A 17449-nucleotide genomic window follows, 5' to 3' on the forward strand; every position below is an offset into this window, starting at 1 on the left:
GCCGGAGTCCTGCGTCATCAGATCAAGGCGGCGGGAGGCGGTTTCATTCGGGATCGGAGGTCGAGATGGACGATCGAGCCAGATTGGCGGCGCTCCAGCGCCATTGGGACGCTTCGGACGCGAACGATTTCGAGGCCGAGCACGCCATCTATCGCGACGACGCGGTGCTCGACTATCCCCAATCGAGCGAGCGCATCCACGGCCGGAGGAACATTCAGGAGAGCCGCCTCGTGCAGCCGAACAAGAAGCGCTTCTCGGTTCGGCGGATCATCGGCGGCGGCGATCTCTGGGTGAGCGAGTTCGTGCTGACTTATGACGGCGTGCCGTCCTACGTCGTGAGCATCATGGAATTCCGCGACGGACTGGTGGCGCACGAAACGCAATATTTCGGCGACCGGTTCGATCCATCACCCTCGCGTGCGCATTTGGTTGAGGTCGTGAGGTAGGAGCGGTGCCCGTGCCCACACTCCGTCATTGCGAGCGCAGCGAAGCAATGACGGTGGGGATGCAGCGCGTCCTGGACATGCGCACCACTGCTTAACCAAACATGGCAACACGGAACCGATGCGGCGGCTGGTCGCAGTCTCATCGCCTTGATTCCGACAGACCCATCTTTATGTCTGAGGCGAACAAGAATCCGGGCCCCTCTGGCGAGGCCGCCGACGAATGTCGGCAAACCTCGTGATGTCGGATGACCTGTCCCGCGCGAATGCGATGGATCGGCCGATCGTCGGGTCTTCTCTGTTCCCTCCGACCCAATCGTCCCCATCGCAGCTCCGCGCGGCCATTTCGCAACGTTGAGGAGCATCGATGTCCGACGCCAAGTACTCAAACCCGATCGAACTCGAGATTGCCGAACCGTCCAGCCTCAACGAGCAGGCAGCGGCGGCGCTGATCATCGCCGGTGCGCTTGTCGCGGTGGCCGACCGGCGCGTCTCGCCGGTCGAGCGCGACGAGGTGATCCGTTTCATCAGGGATCGCGGACTGGCGCCGCATATCGGCGACGACCGATTGTTCGCGATGTTCGACGAGCTGGCGGAACGGCTCGAGGAGCCGGACTTTGCCAATGTGGTGATCGACACGCTGCGCCCGGTCTCGAACATGTCGCTCTCGTCCCATCTGATGGAGCTGTCGGAGCGCGTTGCGGCCGCGGACGAGGACGTGCATCCCCATGAGGTGCAGGCGATCAAGCTGCTGCGGCTGCTGACGCTGGTGTTGCCGCGCGCCAAGCAGGTCGGACCGGGTGCGGCAGGCCCCGTCCCAAAGGAGTGAGCATGAGCGCGGCATCGGACGAGCATACGACCCGAACCGAGGGCACCACGGGCCAGATGGCCGGCGGTGACCCGCGCCTCGACAGGCTCGTCCATCGCCTGCCGCCGCGCATGGGCGACACCGTCACCTATCTGCTCAAGCCGTCCAGCCGCTGGGTGAGAATCCCCTCGGGCGCGCTGCTCGTCGTCGGCGGCGTGCTCTCCATCCTGCCGGTGCTCGGCATCTGGATGCTGCCGCTCGGCCTCGCGCTGCTTGCCGAGGACGTGCCGGCGCTGCGCTCGTCCCGGTCGAAGGTGTTCGACTGGATCGAACGCCGCAAGCCGCAATGGCTCGAACCGTCCGCATCGAAGAATGATCAATCATGATTGAATTCATCACCGCCGACGCGCTGACCGCGCTGCTTCAGGTCGTCCTGATCGACCTCGTGCTCGCCGGCGACAACGCCGTCGTCATCGGCCTTGCCGCTGCCGGGCTGCCGGCCGAGCAGCGCCGGCGCGCCATCGTCGTCGGTATTGTCGCGGCGACTGCGCTCCGGATCGCCTTTGCCGGCGTCGCGACCCAGATCTTGCAGGTGATCGGCCTCCTGCTCGCCGGCGGCGTGCTGCTGCTCTGGGTGTGCTGGAAGATGTGGCGCGAATTGCGCGAGCAGGCCGCGCATGGAAGCGGGCTTGCGTTCAGCCATGGCGGCGGCGGAAGCGCGGCATCGGCACCGCGCAAGACCTTCGGCCAGGCCGCGTTGCAGATCGTCGCGGCCGACGTCTCGATGTCGCTCGACAACGTGCTCGCGGTCGCGGGCGCGGCGCGCGAGCATCCCTACATCCTGGCCTTCGGCCTGCTGCTGTCGGTCGCGATGATGGGTGTGGCCGCCGATCTGCTCGGCCGCGTGCTCCAGAAGCAGCGCTGGATCGCCTATGTCGGCCTCGCCATCATCGTTTACGTCGCCTTCGAGATGATCTATCGCGGCTCGCTCGAGCTCGCGCCGGTCATCGCGAGTCTCTGAGGCCGAATCTCTTGGGCGACATCTCTTGCCTGCACTCCGGAGTGATCAATGATTTCTGAACCCAAAGCACCTTCGGCCGCGCCTTCGCTGCCGCAAATCGGCCCGTTCGCCCAGCTGATCTTTGGCTCGCGCTGGCTGCAGGTGCCGCTCTATGTCGGCCTCATCATCGCACAGGGCGTCTACGTGCTGCTGTTCCTCAAGGAGCTCTGGCACCTGGTCGTGCACTCCTTTGACGCCAGCGAACAGCAGATCATGCTGGTCGTGCTCGGACTGATCGACGTCGTCATGATCTCGAACCTGCTGGTGATGGTTATCGTCGGCGGCTACGAGACCTTCGTCTCGCGGCTGAACCTGAGCGGCCATCCCGACGAGCCGGAATGGCTCAGTCACGTCAACGCCAGCGTGCTCAAGATCAAGCTTGCGATGGCGATCATCGGCATCTCCTCGATCTCGCTGCTTCGGACCTTCATCGAGGCCGGAAATCTCGGAACCACGCGCAGCAATTTCACCGAGACCGGCGTGATGTGGCAGGTGCTGATCCACCTGACCTTCATCATCTCGGCGATCGGCATTGCCTGGGTCGATCGCCTGAGCGAGAGCGGACACCGCAAGCAAGCGGGTCACGGCTGAGCGCCTGGCTGGCGAGATCGAGGTCGGCGAGGGGCGGCGAGGCGGTTTCGCTTGCGCGGAGCGAGCTGCTCGCGATCGCGCGATTTGACCGGAGAAACCTCAGAGGTGCGGACTGTCGTCCGCAAAATCGCGGGCCTGCGCCAGCGTCCCGGACGGCATCTCGCCGAACGTCGTCCTGTAGAGTTTCGAGAATTCGCCCATGTGCCAGAAGCCGTTCGCGAGCGCCGCGGCCTTCACGGTCATTCCGTCACCTCCGGTCAGGAGCTGCGTGCGGGTCGACCACAGCCGCTTCAGCCTGAGATGGTGATGCAGGCTGACGCCATGCACCGCCTGTGTCGCGCTCTGGAGCGTGCGAACGGAGACGCCGAGCGCATTTGCGAGGTCGCCGCTGTAGAGCGGGATGCCGCCGGACAGCGTGGCCGCCTCGTCCAGCCGCGCGACCAGCTTGCGATGCTTGTCGAACGATCCGCGCCGGCGGTCTTGCGCGTCGACGGGGGCAAGGGCGGCATCGAGGCCTTCGAGAAGCCTTTCCTGGATCGGCCGGTCGATGGCTTCGAATTGCCTGGGATCATTGCAGCGTGAGGCCAGGCAGAACATGTCGAGGATCGCGGCGCGCAGGCCCGCCATCGTGTCGTCGTCGAGACGCGTGAATTCGAGCCCGGTCTCGTAGTCCGCCCAGCCGCGATGGCGCATGTCGGAGTTGAAGCGCAGCATCAGATAGGTGTTGGCGTGATGCTCGACCGCCTCGGTGGGGACCTTGCCGCGCACGATTCCGATCATCGAATTGTCGATCTCGCGGCCGTTGGCGGTGAAATGACAGGCGAGCGGGATGACGAGGCCGACGCCGTGATCGGTGCCGATGTTGGCCTGAAGGCGCCGGGCGAAGGTCCGCTGGAGCACGAACAGACCATCCTGGAGCGGCAGGATGGCGCGGTGCAGCGAGAACTCGCGCGGCTCGAGCGGTGTGCTGATGCCGCCGCCCAGCACCTCGCTCGGACGAAAGGACTCGAAATCGCTGTAGCGCTCGATGCCCAGGACTCGCGACGGCTTGAGCCAACGTACCGGCATCTCGGGTCCCAGTGATCTCAGGCGTTCGGCGTGTGCCGGCGCGTCTTCGACCTCGCGCGCGCGACATCGGCCGGAAATGTTGCCGGAGCAACCGTGCTTCAGGCAAGTCCGCAAGACCACGGGGCGCGCGGTCGCCTCCAAGCTGGCCCGTTTGCCGAGATGTCACGCCGTCTGCGGATAGGCCGCGTTCTCGCGCCGCTCGCGGTCGCCCAGTTCGCGCACCAGTTCCTGGAGAAAGGACTCGGTGTAGGCGGGCAGGGTGCGCTCGGCGCGAACATAGATGCCGAGGTCGGACCAGACCGGGCTGCCGGCATTGTCGAGCGGCAGGAAGACGAGCTGGCTCTCGCGCGACAGCCGGCCGATGCCAAGCTGGGTCTGGAAGGCGACGCCGACGCCGCGTGCGGCAAGCTCGCGCATCAGGTCGATCGAATTGGCCTGGATCGCCGGCTCCGGCGTCTCGGAGAGCTGTGCGATCAGCGGCTGGAGCAGGTGATAGATCGATAGCTCCGGCAGCGCATTGATGACGGGGAAGGCGAGGCATTGCTCCAGCGTCACCGTCTTGCGGCGCGCCAGCGGATGCTCGCGCGATACCACCGCGCCGAGACGGAACCGCTTCAAGGCGACCTGGCGCAGGTCCGGCGGATGGCGGAGCGCCATGGCGATGCCGATGTCGGCCTCGCCGCGGCTCAGGGCCTCGAGCACGTCCGACGATCCCTTCACCTCGGTGGTGAAGCTGACGCGGCGGGCGCGGCCGCGGTGCGAGGCGATCAGGTCCGGCAGCACGGATTCCGTCAGCGACTCGATGCAGGCGATGCTGACGGTGCCGCGCCAGTTGCCGGACAGGGACGCGACGTCCGAGCGGAAACGGTCGAGGTCCTGGAGCACGTTCATGACATGCCGGGCCAGCATCTCGCCGACCGTCGTCAGCGTCAGGCCGCGCGCAGTGCGCTCGAACAGGGGCGATCCAACCTCTTGCTCGAGCTTGAGAATCTGGCGGCTGACCGCCGAGGAGGCAACGTTCAGGACGCGCGCCGCGGCCCGGATCGAGCCGGTGCGGCGGACGGCGTGGAAGTACTGGATGGCCGGTGAGTGAAATCGCATGGGTCCCCCGGCACGAACTATAGCCGTTGCCGAAACGGCATCAACATGTACGAAATTCTCTGCTTTTCGAGAGCGCTGGTCCCCCCTAGGTTCGCCGCCGGCTCGGCCGGGTCCCAAAGAGGGCCGCCGGGCCTGCGCAACGACGCGCCAGGGGATTTCGGGGTGAACGAGAACATCGCTTGCGAGCTGGAGCACGAGCCGGACACCCGTCTGGTCGATCGCCGTCGGGCGGCCGCCTATGTCGGCGTGACCGCCGGCCGTTTCGAGCAATTGGTGCGCGACAGCGTCGTGCCGCCGCCGGTCATGGTGGACAACAAGCGGCGCTGGCCGATGGCATTGCTCGATGTCGCCAAGGACGCGGTGGTCGGCAGCGTGCCGGGCCTTCCGCCGGTCATGGCCGATGTCGCGACAGAGGCGCGCCCCTGCGAGCGCGACCCGGCGCCGGCCTCGCACGAACTGCCCGACCAGGCGTGGTTCGAGCAGCGCGCGCGGTTCGTGCAGCGCGTCCGCCGCTCGCTGCTCTCGGGCAATGAGATCCGCCTCCTGCGCGAGTTCAAGCTGCTCAAGCAGAACCAGATCAGCATGTTCGGCTACTACGGCAGTTTCGAAGCGCTGATGGTGCGCGGCTACATCGTCGAGATCGACCGCAAGCCGCCGTCGAGCCGTCCGCTTGTGACCTATCGCCTGACCGACCGCGGCGAGCAGGTGGTGTCGGCGCTCAAGGACGAGCCGGTCGTTTGACCGGACGCGTAGCGGCAGTCCGTCAAGGTAAAAACGAGCCTCGGCCGTTCATCAGCGCACGGCGTGCATCTCCAGAAACGCCTTCACGCCGGTGACCGCGCCGGTGTCGGACGGAACGTAACCGGGCAGGCTGGCGACGGCGGCACGAAAATCGGCGCTGCGCATGATATCGAGGATGCGCTGCATCGGCTCGGTGTCGAGGAAGGCGCGTTTGCAGACGAAGAAGTAATCCTCGGTCACGATGCGAATGAAATCGAGGCCGAAATGCCGGGCGGCCGCCTCGACGCCGAAACTCGCATCCGCCATGCCGCTCGCGACATAGGCGGCGACCGCGGCGTGGGTGAACTCGATCTGCTGCGCGCCGTTGATGCGGCTTTCGTCGATGCGGTGTGCGGCGAGCAACTGGTCGAACAGAAGGCGCGTGCCGGAATCATGGTCGCGGTTGACGAAGCGGACCTTTGGCCTGGTCAGGTCCTCGATCGTTTCGATGCCAAGCGGATTGCCGCGCGCGACCATCAGCCCCATCTCGCGCGTGACGAAGCTGATGACGCGGTCCTCGCGCGGATCGAGCCATTCGCGCGCCGCCTTGATGCCTTGCGCCCGCAGCGCGCCGTGCGGCAGATGCAGGCCGGAGAGATCGCAGGCGCCCTGCGCCAGCGAGACCAGCGAATGCTGGTTGCTGACATAGCGCAGGTCGACGCCGATGCCGGGCTCGCGGTCGAGGAATTCGCGCAGCTTCGCCACCGCAAAGCCGTGGCTGGCGTGCACGCGGATCACCGAGGGGCGCTGCTCGAGGAACGGCTTGATCTCGCTTGCCAGCTCCTGTGCCAGGTTTTCCAGCTGCGGCCCGAGCCGGGCCTGCATGCGTTCGCCCGCCCATACCAGCCGCTCGCCGAACGGCGTGAGCCTGGAGCCCTTGCCGCGCTGGGTCTCGACCAGCGGCGTGCCGAAGAACTCCGACCATTGCTCGATCAGATTCCAGACATGCCGGTAGGAGAGGTGCGCGTCAGCGGCCGCGCTCGTGATCTTTCCGGTCTTCCGGATTTCGTTGAGAACGCCGAGCATGACCACCGCCGTGCGCGGACTGCCCTCCTGGCGAAACCGCCAAACTGCCTCGATCTCGATCTGGAGCATGAAACGACCTTATGAAGTGGAGTTCATATGGTGAGTGAGCCATAGGCACACGATATCATATTTACTGCGGCAATCTCCGTCCTAATCTGGCATACCAGAACAGGAGGAAATATGATGTCAGTTGCATATGACTTTGCGCATTCGCCAGCCAGCGAGTTCATGGCCCGGCCGCAGCATCTGCTCATCGACGGCCGCCGCGTCCCCGCGAGCTCCGGCCGCACCTTCAAATCGCTCAATCCGGCGACCGGGCAGGTCATCGCCACCGTCGCCGAAGGCAACGAGGCCGATGTCGACCATGCGGTAGCGGCCGCGCGCCGGGCGTTCGAGGGCCCGTGGCGCACGATGCGCGCCTCCGAGCGCGGCCAGATCCTGCTGCGCTGGGCTGAGCTGCTCAAGGCAAACGCCGAAGAAATCATCGAGCTCGAGTCGATCGATGCCGGCAAGCCGATCTCCGCGACGCTGCGTCAGGACTTCCCGGCTGCCGTCGACACGCTGATCTATTACGCCGGCTGGGCCGACAAGATCAGCGGCGACGTCGTGCCGGTGCGTGACGATGCCCTGACCTACACCGTGCGCGAGCCGGTCGGCGTGGTCGCGGCCATCGTGCCGTGGAATTTCCCGCTGATGATCGGGATGTGGAAGCTGGCGCCGGCGCTGGCCTGCGGCTGCACGATCGTGATGAAGCCGGCCGAGCTGACCTCGCTGTCGGCGCTGCGCATCGCCGAGCTCGCGCTTCAGGCCGGCCTGCCGGCAGGCGTCTTCAACGTCGTCACGGGCCCCGGCCGCGTCGTCGGCGACGCGCTGGTCAATCACCCTGACGTCGACAAGGTCACCTTCACCGGTTCGCCGGGCGTGGGTCGTGGAATCATGAAAGGCGCGGCCGGCAATTTCAAGCGCGTCTCGCTCGAGCTCGGCGGCAAATCGGCCAACGTCATCTTCGACGATGCCGATCTCGAAGCAGCCTCGAAAGCCGCGGCCTCCGGCATCTTCTTCAACGCCGGCCAGGTGTGCTCGGCCGGCTCCCGCGTGCTGGTGCAGGAGAAAGCCTATGACGAAGTCGTCGAGCGTCTCGCTGCGCGCGCAAAATCGCTGAAGATCGGCGATCCGCTCGACCGCAAGACGGTGCTCGGCCCCGTGATCTCCGAGAAGCAGATGAAGTCGATCCTCGACTATGTCGATGTCGGCCAGCGGGAGGGTGCCACCCTCGTCACCGGCGGGACGCGGGTCGGCGAGCGCGGCTACTTCATCAGCCCCGCGGTGTTCGCGAATGTCGAACACGAGATGCGGATCTCGCAGGAGGAGATCTTCGGCCCCGTCGTCAGCGTCATCAAGTTCAGGGATGAGGCCGATGCCTTGCGGATCGCCAACGGCACCGCCTACAGCCTCGCCGCCGGCGTCTGGAGCCGCGACATCGGCAAGCTCCAGCGTTTTGCCAAGCGGGCGCGCGCAGGCACGGTCTGGATGAACACCTATGGCTATACCGACGTGCGCCTGCCGTGGGGCGGCGAACGCGACTCCGGGCTCGGCCGCGAGCACGGCGCCGCCGCGCTCGACAATTTCACCGAGCCGAAGGCGGTGTGGATGAACATAGCCGTCTGATTTGGCCGTCTGATACCTCCCGAGCGGCCATGCCTGGAGCCCGCCTGATCGTTCGGTCAGGCGGGCTCTCTTTTTCGAGATCGATAAAATTGTCTGCATTCCGCTCAGCGGCGGCAAACCCTGCGAACAAGAAGCACGGCGCCTTAAACCTGAGCTTTGGAACCAATGCGCATCCTGTCCGCAAAAGGGCAGGGCATCAGCATGTTAATTCTCAAGGAGATCGTCGCTGCGGTCGCGGGAGTCTACGCGCTCCTGTTCGTCTGCGACGCAGTGTTCGGGGTCGGCGAGGCGCGCTTCGACGACGCCTATTACAGCGCCAGCTTCTACGCGCCGCGGCCAAAGGAATTCCGTTTCGCCGGCGATACGCCGCCGGCCGTCCGCGTCAGCGATGCCTTCGCGCAGTTCGCGCCGGGTGAAGCCAGGCCGAACAGGCGCTACTCGTCGCTGACCACGATCATTCGGTAACGGCTCACTCGCCCTGGATCCATTCCGCCACGCCGCGCCACAGCGTGTCGCGGTGCTCGGGGCGGAAGAAGCCGAAATGGCCTATTCCCTTGGCCCCGACGTCGGACGGCTTCACCGTCAACACCTCCGGCTTGATCGCGGTGAATCCGCCTGTAAGCAACTCGACCGCGGGCCGCGTCGCCCAAGGATCGTCGGAGAAGCACAGCGCGCGCAACTCGCCCTTGAATTTTGCGAAATTCTCCAGCGCGGGCAGTTTTGAATCGAAGAGATAGCGTGGGCTCGAGACCCAGTCGGCCCATTGCAGGAACACGCCCTTGGGCAAATCCTCGCCAATGCCGGCCCAGCCCGGCGCGTAGCCGAATGCGTGGGCGAGCGGCACGCCAATGAGGTTCATGAAGGCGAAGACGCGGTATTTCTCCGGCGAGGTCATCAGCCGCCAGGTCGCCGCCTGCGAGGCGACGAACGCGGCGCGCGAGATGTCGGTGTTGTTCGCGATCAGCCCGAGCGCCTGGCCGCCGAAGGAGTGGCCGATATAGGCGAGCGGCAGCGTGTTGTAGCGCTCGCGCATCCAGCTCACCGCGGCGGTGACGTCGAGCGCCGCCCAGTCCGACATCGAGGCCTTGAAGCCGACCAGCGATTTCGGCTGATTGTAGCCGACCATTGCCGGCAGCCGGGAGTCGCCGATGCCGCGATAGTCGTAGGTCAGCACCGCGCAGCCGCGATGGGCGAGGTAGGAGGCAAAGCCGCGATAGATTTTTCGCGGGACGGCGGTGGCCGAATTGATCAGGACGGCATTGCGCTTGGCGGCGCGCGGCAGGAACAGGGTGCCGCTCAGCGCATACCCGTCGGTCGCCGGGAAGCTGATCTCGTCGATGAAAACGTCGTCGCGCGCCGCGTCCATGGGCCGCCGGTGTCCTGCCATTTTCCTTAGCCTTCCCAAGCAAATGCGAATTTGGCTTTCCCTGCAAGGGTTTGCAGTGCGGAATGGATTTACAACTGGCGGCCGGGAGCCAGCCTGTGTATAAGGCGGCCCTCGCAACCCACAGATCAGGTTGTGCTTTTTGCTTCACGGAGAGATTGCGATGTCCGAGCGGTGGACGCCCGAGTCCTGGCGCAGCAAGCCGGTGCTACAGGTGCCCGATTATCCCGACGCCAAGGCTTTGGCCGACGTCGAGGCGCAGCTTGCGACCTTTCCGCCGCTGGTGTTCGCGGGCGAGGCGCGCAATCTGAAGAAGGCCTTGGGCCGCGTTGCGGCGGGCGAGGCCTTCCTGCTCCAGGGCGGCGACTGCGCCGAGAGCTTTGCCGAGCACGGCGCCAACAACATCCGCGACTTCTTCCGCGTGCTGCTCCAGATGGCGGTGGTGCTGACCTATGCCGGCGCAGTGCCCGTGGTGAAGGTCGGCCGCATCGCTGGCCAGTTCGCCAAGCCGCGCTCCTCGCCGACCGAAAAGGTGGGCGGCGTCGAGTTGCCGAGCTATCGTGGCGACATCGTCAACGACATCGCCTTCACCAAGGAAGCGCGTGTGCCGGATCCGCAGCGCCAACTGATGGCCTATCGCCAGTCGGCGGCGACGCTGAACCTGCTTCGCGCCTTCGCTACCGGTGGCTACGCCAATCTCGGCAGCGTGCATGAGTGGATGCTCGGCTTCCTCAAGGACTCGCCGCAGTCCCGCCGCTACAAGGAGCTGGCCGACCGCATCTCGGACGCGCTCAACTTCATGCGCGCCTGCGGCCTCGATCTGGAGAGCCATCCGGAGCTGCGCGCGACCGATTTCTACACCAGCCACGAAGCGCTGCTGCTCGGCTACGAGCAGGCCATGACCCGCGTCGATTCCACCACCGGCGACTGGTACGCGACATCGGGCCACATGATCTGGATCGGCGATCGCACCCGCCAGCTCGACCACGGCCATATCGAATATTTCCGCGGCATCAAGAATCCGATCGGGCTGAAGTGCGGCCCGTCGCTCAAGCCCGACGAATTGCTGAAGCTGATCGACGTGCTCAACCCCGACAACGAGCCGGGCCGGCTGACGCTGATCGGCCGCTTCGGCTCCGACAAGGTCGGCGAGCACCTGCCGAACATGATCCGCGCCGTGAAGCGCGAGGGCAGGGTGGTGGTCTGGTCGTGCGATCCCATGCACGGCAACACCATCACCTCGACGTCGGGCTACAAGACGCGGCCGTTCGACCGCATCCTGTCCGAGGTGAAGTCGTTCTTCGCGATCCACGCCGCCGAAGGCACCCATGCCGGCGGCGTGCATCTGGAGATGACCGGCCAGGACGTCACCGAATGCCTCGGCGGCGCCCGCGCGATCACGGACGAGGATCTCAACGACCGCTATCACACGGTCTGCGACCCGCGCCTCAATGCCGAGCAGTCCATCGACATGGCTTTCCTGGTCGCCGAACTGCTCAAGCAGGAACGCGCCGGCAAGGCCAGGCCGATGCCGGTCGCCGCGGGGCTCTAAGACCTTGCTGCGGATCTGGAAGGCCACGATCAATTCGCGCAACGGTCTGGCCTTTGCACTTCGATCGGAGCAGGCGGTTCGCGAGGAGATCTTTGCGCTCCTGCTGTCGCTGCCGCTGGCCTGGTTCATCGGCGCGACCGCGATGCGCGCGGTCGAGCTGGTCTGTGCTGTGGCGTTCGTGCTGGTGGTCGAGCTGCTCAACACAGCGGTGGAAAAGCTCGCCGATCGCCTGACCCTGGATCACGACAAGCAGATCGGGCAGGTCAAGGACATGGGCTCGGCGGCCGTCGGCGTCGCGCTGCTGATGGCCGGCGCGTTCTGGATCTTTGCCATCGTCGAGCGGTTGGGTTTCGTCTGAAGCGCTCATCGCGCTTCAGGTTGTTGTTTGAGCATGATCTCTTCGGAAAACCGTTCCACACTTTTCCGGATCGTGCTCTAGCCATTGGATCGGACGGGGGCGGCCATGACCGAACGTCTCAACGCATTCGCGGTCACGCTCGCTCAGCTCAATCCGACCGTGGGCGACGTCGAGGGCAATGCCGCCAGGGCGCGGGCCGCGCGCGTGCGGGCGGCTGCCGATGGCGCCGATCTCGTGCTGTTTCCGGAATTGTTCATCGCCGGCTACCCGCCGGAGGACCTGGTGCAGAAGCCGGCCTTCCAGGCCGCCTGCCGGGCCGCGATCGAAAGCCTCGCGCGCGAGACAGCCGATGACGGGCCGGCGATGCTCGTCGGCACGCCCTGGGTCGAGGACGGCAAGCTCTACAATGCCTGCGCGCTGCTCGACGGCGGCCGCATCGCTGGCTTGCGCTTCAAATGCAATCTGCCGAATTACGGCGTGTTCGATGAGAAGCGGCTGTTCGCGCGCGGGCCTGCCGCGGGGCCGGTCACGGTACGCGGCGTGCGCATCGGCGTGCCGATCTGCGAGGACATCTGGCTGGATGAGTCTGAGGACTACGAGAACGTGGTCGAGACGCTGGCCGAGACCGGCGCGGAGATCATTCTGGTGCCGAACGGCTCGCCTTACGCCCGCGACAAGAACGACGTGCGCCTGTCGGTCGCGGTCGCGCGCGTCACCGAGAGCGGCCTGCCGCTGGTCTATCTCAACCAGGTCTGCGGCCAGGACGAGCTGGTGTTCGACGGCGCCTCGTTCGCGCTCAACGGCGATCTCTCGCTCGCGGCGCAACTGCCGGCGTTCGCGGAAAGCATCACCACGCTGCGCTTCACGCGTAACGGCGAGGATTGGCGCTGCGCCGGGCCGATCGCCGCGCAGCCGGAAGGCGACCACGCCGACTACGCGGCCTGCGTGCTGGGCCTGCGCGACTACGTCGCCAAGAACGGCTTTCCCGGCGTGCTGCTCGGCATTTCCGGCGGCATCGATTCCGCGCTCTGCGCAGCGATCGCGGTCGACGCGCTCGGCGCCGACCAGGTGCATGGGGTGATGCTGCCCTATCGCTACACGGCGGCAAGCTCGATCGCGGACGCCGGCGAGCTCGCGGGCCATCTCGGCATTCGCTACGAGGTCCTGCCGATCGCAGAAGCCGTGACCGGCTTCGAGACTATCCTGTCCGGCATCTTCAAGAACCTGCCGCCTGACATCACCGAGGAAAACCTTCAGGCCCGCACCCGCGGCACGCTGCTGATGGCGATCTCCAACAAGACCGGGCTGATGGTGGTGACGACAGGCAACAAGTCGGAGATGTCGGTCGGCTACGCCACGCTCTATGGCGACATGAACGGCGGCTTCAACCCGATCAAGGACATCTACAAGACGCAGGTGTTCCGGTTGGCGGCGCTGCGCAATTCCTGGAAGCCCGACAGCGCGCTCGGGCCGGCCGGCGAGGTCATTCCCCCCGACATCATTACCCGTCCGCCGACGGCGGAATTGCGCGAGAACCAGACCGATCAGGACTCGCTGCCGCCCTACGACGTGCTCGATGCCATCCTCGAGCGCCTCGTCGAACGCGAGGAGCCGCTGGACCAGATCATCGCCGCCGGCTTCGACCGCGAGACGGTCACCCGCATCGACCATCTCCTCAACGTCGCCGAATACAAGCGCCGCCAGGCCGCGCCCGGCGTGAAGGTCACGCCCAGGAATTTCGGCCGCGACCGCCGCTATCCCATCACCAACCGCTTTCGCGACAGGGGCGAGCCGCTGCCCGCGCCGGACGACACGTTGGTCTCGCGCGACAACGGCAGATCTGCGGACGCGTTTGAGGGGTAGGGGAATCCGACTCCTGCCGCGGAGTACTGGATGCCCCGTCGGAGCCTGTCATCGGGCTCGCCGGAGGCGAGACCCGGTGGCGGGGCATGACAGTGGAGCGAGGTGCGAACTCACATGAGCGCTACGACGGTGTTGCGAAGAACAGCACCCGAAGCAAGTGCGTGTATTCGGACTCGAGCACCATGATCGCCACGAATACCAGCACCAGAACCGGCGGTAGCAGGATGGCATAGGCCAAGGCCAGTCGCTCCCAGGCCATGTGCATGAAGACGGCGACGATGAGACCGGCCTTCAACACCATGAACAGCAGGATCAGCGACCATCTGAGATTGCCGTGCAGCCCAAAATAGTCGACGAGGTAGGAGCAGGTGCTGAGAACGAACAGCCATGCCCAGACCACGAGATAGAGCTTGATCGGGTGCTGCTGGCCCTTGGTGTGAGCCGCCGCTGGAGCGGCTGCGGCGTGCACATGAGCCTGGATCTGTCCTTCCATGTGTACCGTGGCGTTTGTCATGTGCCGACCTCACCAAAGGTAGAAAAAGGCAAAGATGAACACCCACACGAGGTCGACGAAGTGCCAGTACAGGCCGGTGATCTCGACGATCTCGTAGTAACCCTTCCGGCTCGTGAAGAAGCCGCGTCTTTCGACATCAAAGTCTCCCCGCCAGACCTTGCGCGCGATCGCGATCAGGAAGATGACGCCGATCGTCACATGGGTGCCGTGGAAACCGGTGATCATGAAGAAGCTTGAACCGAACTGCGCCGCGCCCCACGGATTGCCCCAGGGACGGACGCCCTCCATGATCAGTTTGGTCCATTCGAAGGCCTGCATGCTGACGAACGTCGCGCCGAATGCCGCCGTGACCAGCATCAGGATCGCGGTCCTGACGCGATCCCTGCGGTAGCCGAAATTGACGGCCATCGCCATCGTCCCGCTGCTGCTGATCAGGATGAAGGTCATGATGGCGATCAGGATGAGCGGGATGTGCTTGCCCCCGATATTGAGGGCAAAGACTTCGCTGGGATTGGGCCACGGCACGGTCGTCGACATCCGTGCGGTCATGTAGGACAGCAGGAAGCAACTGAAGATGAAGGTGTCGCTGAGGAGGAATATCCACATCATGGCCTTGCCCCAGGACACGTTCTTGAAGGCGCGCTGATCCGACGCCCAGTCGGCGGCGATACCCTGCCAGCCTTCAAGCCGGGCAGGCACTTGTCCGGTGTCTCTCAGCGCGGTCTCGGCCATCTCGTCTCGTCCTTCCTAGCTCAGCAATTGGCGACAGATGTCGACGAAATCGTCCGTCCAGCCCGTGAGGAGACCGAGCAGGACCAGCCAGACCAGCAGCAGGAAATGCCAGTAGATGGTGCACAGCTCCACACTCAGGCGCATCTCGGCCGTCCCGGTGTCGTGCCGCCATACCCCCGCTGTGGTTCGGCCGAGCGCAACCAGGCCGCCGGTCAGATGCAGCCCGTGCACCGCGGTGATCACGTAGAAGAAGGCATTGGCCGGATTGGACGCCATGAAATAGCCGGCGTCGCTCAGTTGATGCCATGCCAGCAGCTGCCCCGCGAGAAACGCGATCGCCGACGCTCCGCCCGCGAGCAGGCCGACGACGACGCCGTCGATGTCGTTGCGGCGCGCGGCCATGAGGGCCCATTGCAGCGCGACGCTGCTCAGGACCAGCACGCCCGTGTTGAACCACAGCACCTTTGGCACCGGCATTGTCCGCCAGTCCACCATGTTCATGCGCATGGAGTAGGCGCTGATGAACAGCGTGAACAGCGAACCGGCAACGGCGAGAAACACGCCAAGTCCGACCTTCGCTGCCGGCCAGGTCATGGCGTCCGTGCCGGGGAAATCATCGATCGGGCCTGCCTCCAGCCACGGTTTCGCAGTCAGCCGTTGCTGCGAGAGCCACCATCCGACGATGACGGCGATCACGGCCAGAAACAGGATAACGGCGCTCACGGAGCAACTCCCTGAACGGCTCCCGTCGGGGGCGGCTGGTTCTGCGGAATGAAGTCCTGCGCCGCGCCCGGCACGCTGTAATCATAGGCCCAGCGATAGACGATCGGGAGCTGCTTGCCCCAGTTGCCGTGCCCTGGCGGCGTCTCCGGCGTTTGCCACTCCAGCGTCGTCGCTCGCCACGGATTGCCGCCCGAAGGCACGCCCTCGAACAGGCTCCAGACAAGATTGAACAGGAACACCATCTGGGCGAAACCCACCGTCAGCGCCACCACGGTGATAAAGGCGTTCAGCGAGTGGGCCGACGGCGGGATGAACGCCGCGTCGCCGAGTTCGAAGTATCGGCGCGGAACGCCGAGCAGCCCGAGATAATGCATGGGAAAGAAGATCAGGTAGGCGCCGAGGAACGTAACCCAGAAGTGGAACTTGCCCAGCACGTCGTTCAGCATTCGCCCCGTGACCTTCGGGTACCAGTGGTAGATCGCCCCGAGCACGACCATGATTGGCGCGACGCCCATCACCATGTGGAAGTGCGCGACGACGAACATGGTATCGGACAGGGGCACGTCCACGACGACGTTGCCGAGGAACAGTCCGGTAAGCCCGCCATTCACAAAAGTGATGATGAAGCCGAGGGCGAACAGCATCGGCACCGTGAGATGGATGTCGCCATGCCAGAGGGTCAGCACCCAGTTGTAGACCTTGATGGCGGTCGGGATGGCGATGATCAACGTCGTCGTGGCGAAGAAGAACCCGAAATACGGGTACATGCCGCTTACATACATGTGGTGCGCCCACACGACGAAGCTGAGCGCTCCAATCGCCACGATGGCCCAGACCATCATGCGATAACCGAAGATGTTCTTTCGCGCATGCGTGCTGATGAGGTCGGAGACGATGCCGAAGGCGGGCAGGGCGACGATGTAGACTTCGGGGTGACCGAAGAACCAGAACAGGTGCTGGAACAGGAGCGGGCTGCCGCCGCCATATTTGCTCAGCTGGCCCATCTCGACGAGGGTCGGCATGAAGAAGCTGGTCCCCAGCAGACGATCGAGCAGCAACATCACCGAGCCAACGAACAACGCGGGGAATGCCAGCAGCGCCATGACGGTGGCCGTGAAGATGCCCCACACCGTCAGCGGCAGGCGCATCAGCGTCATGCCGCGGGTGCGCGCCTGCAGCACGGTCACCACATAATTCAGCCCACCCATGGTGAAGCCGATGATGAACAGAATCAGGGAGGACAGCATGAGGACGATGCCCCAATCCTGTCCGGGTGTGCCCGACAGAATCGCCTGTGGCGGATACAGCGTCCAGCCGGCGCCGGTGGGGCCGCCGGGCACGAAGAAGGCCGAGGCCAGCACCAGGACTGCGAGCAGGTAGACCCAGTAGCTCAGCATGTTCACATAGGGAAAGACCATGTCCCGTGCGCCAACCATCAGCGGGATCAGGTAATTGCCGAAGCCTCCGAGAAACAACGCCGTGAGCAGGTAGATCACCATGATCATGCCGTGCATGGTGATGAACTGGAGGTACTGGTTGGCATCGATAAAGGAGAATGTGCCGGGAAATCCCAGTTGCAGTCGCATCAGCCACGACAGGACCAGGGCCACCAGTCCGATGGCGGAGGCTGTCAGCGAGTACTGTATGGCGATCACCTTGGCGTCTTGCGAAAAGACATACCGCGTCCACCAGCTCCTGGGATGGTAGAGCTCGACATCGGGCACTTCGGCAGGCGGAATGTCTGCAATCCTGTCATAGGGGACATCGACCATAGAGCA

Annotated in this window: 19 protein-coding genes; 11 read left to right on the forward strand and 8 right to left on the reverse strand. The window is 65.0% G+C overall.

Features of this window, described 5'->3' with window-relative positions; all coding sequences use genetic code 11:
- Window positions 1-65 precede the first annotated feature (65 nt).
- The 5 genes from AAFG50_RS17695 to AAFG50_RS17715 all read left to right on the forward strand — a co-directional run bounded on the left by AAFG50_RS17695 (window position 66) and on the right by AAFG50_RS17715 (window position 2902).
- Window positions 66-446, forward strand: coding sequence for a nuclear transport factor 2 family protein (locus AAFG50_RS17695; protein WP_011086548.1), 381 nt, complete (start codon window positions 66-68; stop codon window positions 444-446).
- 364 nt (window positions 447-810) lie between these two features.
- Window positions 811-1272, forward strand: coding sequence for a TerB family tellurite resistance protein (locus tag AAFG50_RS17700; protein WP_028170845.1), 462 nt, complete (start codon window positions 811-813; stop codon window positions 1270-1272).
- 2 nt (window positions 1273-1274) lie between these two features.
- Entirely contained in the window at window positions 1275-1637 is a 363-nt protein-coding gene (locus AAFG50_RS17705) for a hypothetical protein (protein WP_028170846.1), read from the forward strand.
- Window positions 1634-2272 (forward strand): TerC family protein, encoded by a 639-nt coding sequence (locus AAFG50_RS17710; RefSeq protein WP_011086551.1) that lies wholly within the window; start codon window positions 1634-1636, stop codon window positions 2270-2272. The genes AAFG50_RS17705 and AAFG50_RS17710 overlap by 4 nt, the downstream gene beginning before the upstream one ends.
- 48 nt (window positions 2273-2320) lie before the next feature.
- A complete protein-coding gene (locus AAFG50_RS17715) occupies window positions 2321-2902 on the forward strand; it encodes a TIGR00645 family protein (protein WP_011086552.1) in 582 nt (193 codons plus the stop codon).
- Between the two features lie 99 nt (window positions 2903-3001).
- Here the strand turns inward: AAFG50_RS17715 and AAFG50_RS17720 are convergent, their stop codons facing one another.
- Complete coding sequence (locus AAFG50_RS17720) at window positions 3002-3970, reverse strand: helix-turn-helix domain-containing protein (RefSeq protein WP_038966243.1); 969 nt, start codon at window positions 3968-3970, stop codon at window positions 3002-3004.
- Between the two features lie 162 nt (window positions 3971-4132).
- Entirely contained in the window at window positions 4133-5071 is a 939-nt protein-coding gene (locus tag AAFG50_RS17725; RefSeq protein ID WP_028170847.1) for a LysR substrate-binding domain-containing protein, read from the reverse strand.
- 162 nt (window positions 5072-5233) lie between these two features.
- Between AAFG50_RS17725 and AAFG50_RS17730 the strand changes: the two genes are divergently transcribed.
- Window positions 5234-5812, forward strand: coding sequence for a hypothetical protein (locus AAFG50_RS17730; RefSeq protein WP_028170848.1), 579 nt, complete (start codon window positions 5234-5236; stop codon window positions 5810-5812).
- A 51-nt stretch (window positions 5813-5863) separates the two neighbouring features.
- Here AAFG50_RS17730 and AAFG50_RS17735 read toward each other — a convergent pair whose 3' ends face one another.
- Window positions 5864-6946, reverse strand: coding sequence for a substrate-binding domain-containing protein (locus AAFG50_RS17735; protein WP_028170849.1), 1083 nt, complete (start codon window positions 6944-6946; stop codon window positions 5864-5866).
- A 114-nt stretch (window positions 6947-7060) separates the two neighbouring features.
- Here AAFG50_RS17735 and AAFG50_RS17740 point away from each other — a divergent pair, with 114 nt between their 5' ends.
- Together AAFG50_RS17740 and AAFG50_RS17745 are read left to right on the forward strand one after the other, a co-directional pair.
- Entirely contained in the window at window positions 7061-8545 is a 1485-nt protein-coding gene (locus AAFG50_RS17740) for an aldehyde dehydrogenase family protein (RefSeq protein WP_028170850.1), read from the forward strand.
- Window positions 8546-8746: 201 nt separating this feature from the next.
- Window positions 8747-9010: a hypothetical protein gene (locus AAFG50_RS17745; protein ID WP_028170851.1), complete on the forward strand. Its 264-nt coding sequence runs from the start codon at window positions 8747-8749 to the stop codon at window positions 9008-9010.
- 4 nt (window positions 9011-9014) lie between these two features.
- Here AAFG50_RS17745 and AAFG50_RS17750 read toward each other — a convergent pair whose 3' ends face one another.
- On the reverse strand, window positions 9015-9911 hold the full coding sequence (locus AAFG50_RS17750) for an alpha/beta fold hydrolase (RefSeq protein ID WP_028170852.1): 897 nt from the start codon (window positions 9909-9911) through the stop codon (window positions 9015-9017).
- A gap of 181 nt (window positions 9912-10092) precedes the next feature.
- On the opposite strand from AAFG50_RS17750, the gene AAFG50_RS17755 reads away from it, so the two are divergent.
- The 3 genes from AAFG50_RS17755 (at window position 10093) to AAFG50_RS17765 (ending at window position 13702) form a co-directional block, all read left to right on the forward strand.
- The gene (locus AAFG50_RS17755; RefSeq protein ID WP_028170853.1) at window positions 10093-11481 is read left to right on the forward strand and encodes a 3-deoxy-7-phosphoheptulonate synthase class II; all 1389 of its coding nucleotides are present in this window, start codon (window positions 10093-10095) and stop codon (window positions 11479-11481) included.
- A 4-nt stretch (window positions 11482-11485) separates the two neighbouring features.
- Window positions 11486-11839: a diacylglycerol kinase gene (locus tag AAFG50_RS17760; protein WP_027544511.1), complete on the forward strand. Its 354-nt coding sequence runs from the start codon at window positions 11486-11488 to the stop codon at window positions 11837-11839.
- Between the two features lie 105 nt (window positions 11840-11944).
- Window positions 11945-13702, forward strand: coding sequence for an NAD+ synthase (locus AAFG50_RS17765; RefSeq protein WP_028170854.1), 1758 nt, complete (start codon window positions 11945-11947; stop codon window positions 13700-13702).
- Between the two features lie 121 nt (window positions 13703-13823).
- Here AAFG50_RS17765 and AAFG50_RS17770 read toward each other — a convergent pair whose 3' ends face one another.
- Genes AAFG50_RS17770 through AAFG50_RS17785 form a run of 4 tightly spaced genes read right to left on the reverse strand, consistent with a single transcriptional unit; the run spans window position 13824 to window position 17443 of the window.
- Window positions 13824-14216, reverse strand: coding sequence for a cytochrome C oxidase subunit IV family protein (locus AAFG50_RS17770; RefSeq protein WP_028170855.1), 393 nt, complete (start codon window positions 14214-14216; stop codon window positions 13824-13826).
- A gap of 9 nt (window positions 14217-14225) precedes the next feature.
- Window positions 14226-14948: a heme-copper oxidase subunit III family protein gene (locus tag AAFG50_RS17775; protein ID WP_039184281.1), complete on the reverse strand. Its 723-nt coding sequence runs from the start codon at window positions 14946-14948 to the stop codon at window positions 14226-14228.
- A 15-nt stretch (window positions 14949-14963) separates the two neighbouring features.
- Complete coding sequence (locus tag AAFG50_RS17780; protein WP_011086564.1) at window positions 14964-15671, reverse strand: cytochrome c oxidase subunit 3; 708 nt, start codon at window positions 15669-15671, stop codon at window positions 14964-14966.
- Complete coding sequence (locus AAFG50_RS17785) at window positions 15668-17443, reverse strand: cbb3-type cytochrome c oxidase subunit I (RefSeq protein ID WP_028170857.1); 1776 nt, start codon at window positions 17441-17443, stop codon at window positions 15668-15670. Before AAFG50_RS17785 ends, AAFG50_RS17780 begins: the two co-directional genes overlap by 4 nt.
- Window positions 17444-17449: the final 6 nt, after the last annotated feature.

Source organism: Bradyrhizobium sp. B039 (assembly GCF_038965675.1).
In the GTDB taxonomy this organism is placed as follows: domain Bacteria; phylum Pseudomonadota; class Alphaproteobacteria; order Rhizobiales; family Xanthobacteraceae; genus Bradyrhizobium; species Bradyrhizobium diazoefficiens.

Excerpts from the sequence above, each read along its gene's own strand:
- AAFG50_RS17715 (WP_011086552.1), top strand. The coding sequence starts at position 2,321 with ATGATTTCTGAACCCAAAGCACCTTCGGCCGCGCCTTCGCTGCCGCAA.
- AAFG50_RS17755 (WP_028170853.1), top strand. The coding sequence starts at position 10,093 with ATGTCCGAGCGGTGGACGCCCGAGTCCTGGCGCAGCAAGCCGGTGCTA.
- AAFG50_RS17695 (WP_011086548.1), top strand. The coding sequence starts at position 66 with ATGGACGATCGAGCCAGATTGGCGGCGCTCCAGCGCCATTGGGACGCT.
- AAFG50_RS17750 (WP_028170852.1), bottom strand. The coding sequence starts at position 9,911 with ATGGACGCGGCGCGCGACGACGTTTTCATCGACGAGATCAGCTTCCCG.
- AAFG50_RS17705 (WP_028170846.1), top strand. The coding sequence starts at position 1,275 with ATGAGCGCGGCATCGGACGAGCATACGACCCGAACCGAGGGCACCACG.
- AAFG50_RS17720 (WP_038966243.1), bottom strand. The coding sequence starts at position 3,970 with ATGCCGGTACGTTGGCTCAAGCCGTCGCGAGTCCTGGGCATCGAGCGC.
- AAFG50_RS17745 (WP_028170851.1), top strand. The coding sequence starts at position 8,747 with ATGTTAATTCTCAAGGAGATCGTCGCTGCGGTCGCGGGAGTCTACGCG.
- AAFG50_RS17775 (WP_039184281.1), bottom strand. The coding sequence starts at position 14,948 with ATGGCCGAGACCGCGCTGAGAGACACCGGACAAGTGCCTGCCCGGCTT.
- AAFG50_RS17740 (WP_028170850.1), top strand. The coding sequence starts at position 7,061 with ATGTCAGTTGCATATGACTTTGCGCATTCGCCAGCCAGCGAGTTCATG.
- AAFG50_RS17765 (WP_028170854.1), top strand. The coding sequence starts at position 11,945 with ATGACCGAACGTCTCAACGCATTCGCGGTCACGCTCGCTCAGCTCAAT.
- AAFG50_RS17710 (WP_011086551.1), top strand. The coding sequence starts at position 1,634 with ATGATTGAATTCATCACCGCCGACGCGCTGACCGCGCTGCTTCAGGTC.
- AAFG50_RS17725 (WP_028170847.1), bottom strand. The coding sequence starts at position 5,071 with ATGCGATTTCACTCACCGGCCATCCAGTACTTCCACGCCGTCCGCCGC.
- AAFG50_RS17770 (WP_028170855.1), bottom strand. The coding sequence starts at position 14,216 with ATGACAAACGCCACGGTACACATGGAAGGACAGATCCAGGCTCATGTG.
- AAFG50_RS17700 (WP_028170845.1), top strand. The coding sequence starts at position 811 with ATGTCCGACGCCAAGTACTCAAACCCGATCGAACTCGAGATTGCCGAA.
- AAFG50_RS17735 (WP_028170849.1), bottom strand. The coding sequence starts at position 6,946 with ATGCTCCAGATCGAGATCGAGGCAGTTTGGCGGTTTCGCCAGGAGGGC.
- AAFG50_RS17785 (WP_028170857.1), bottom strand. The coding sequence starts at position 17,443 with ATGGTCGATGTCCCCTATGACAGGATTGCAGACATTCCGCCTGCCGAA.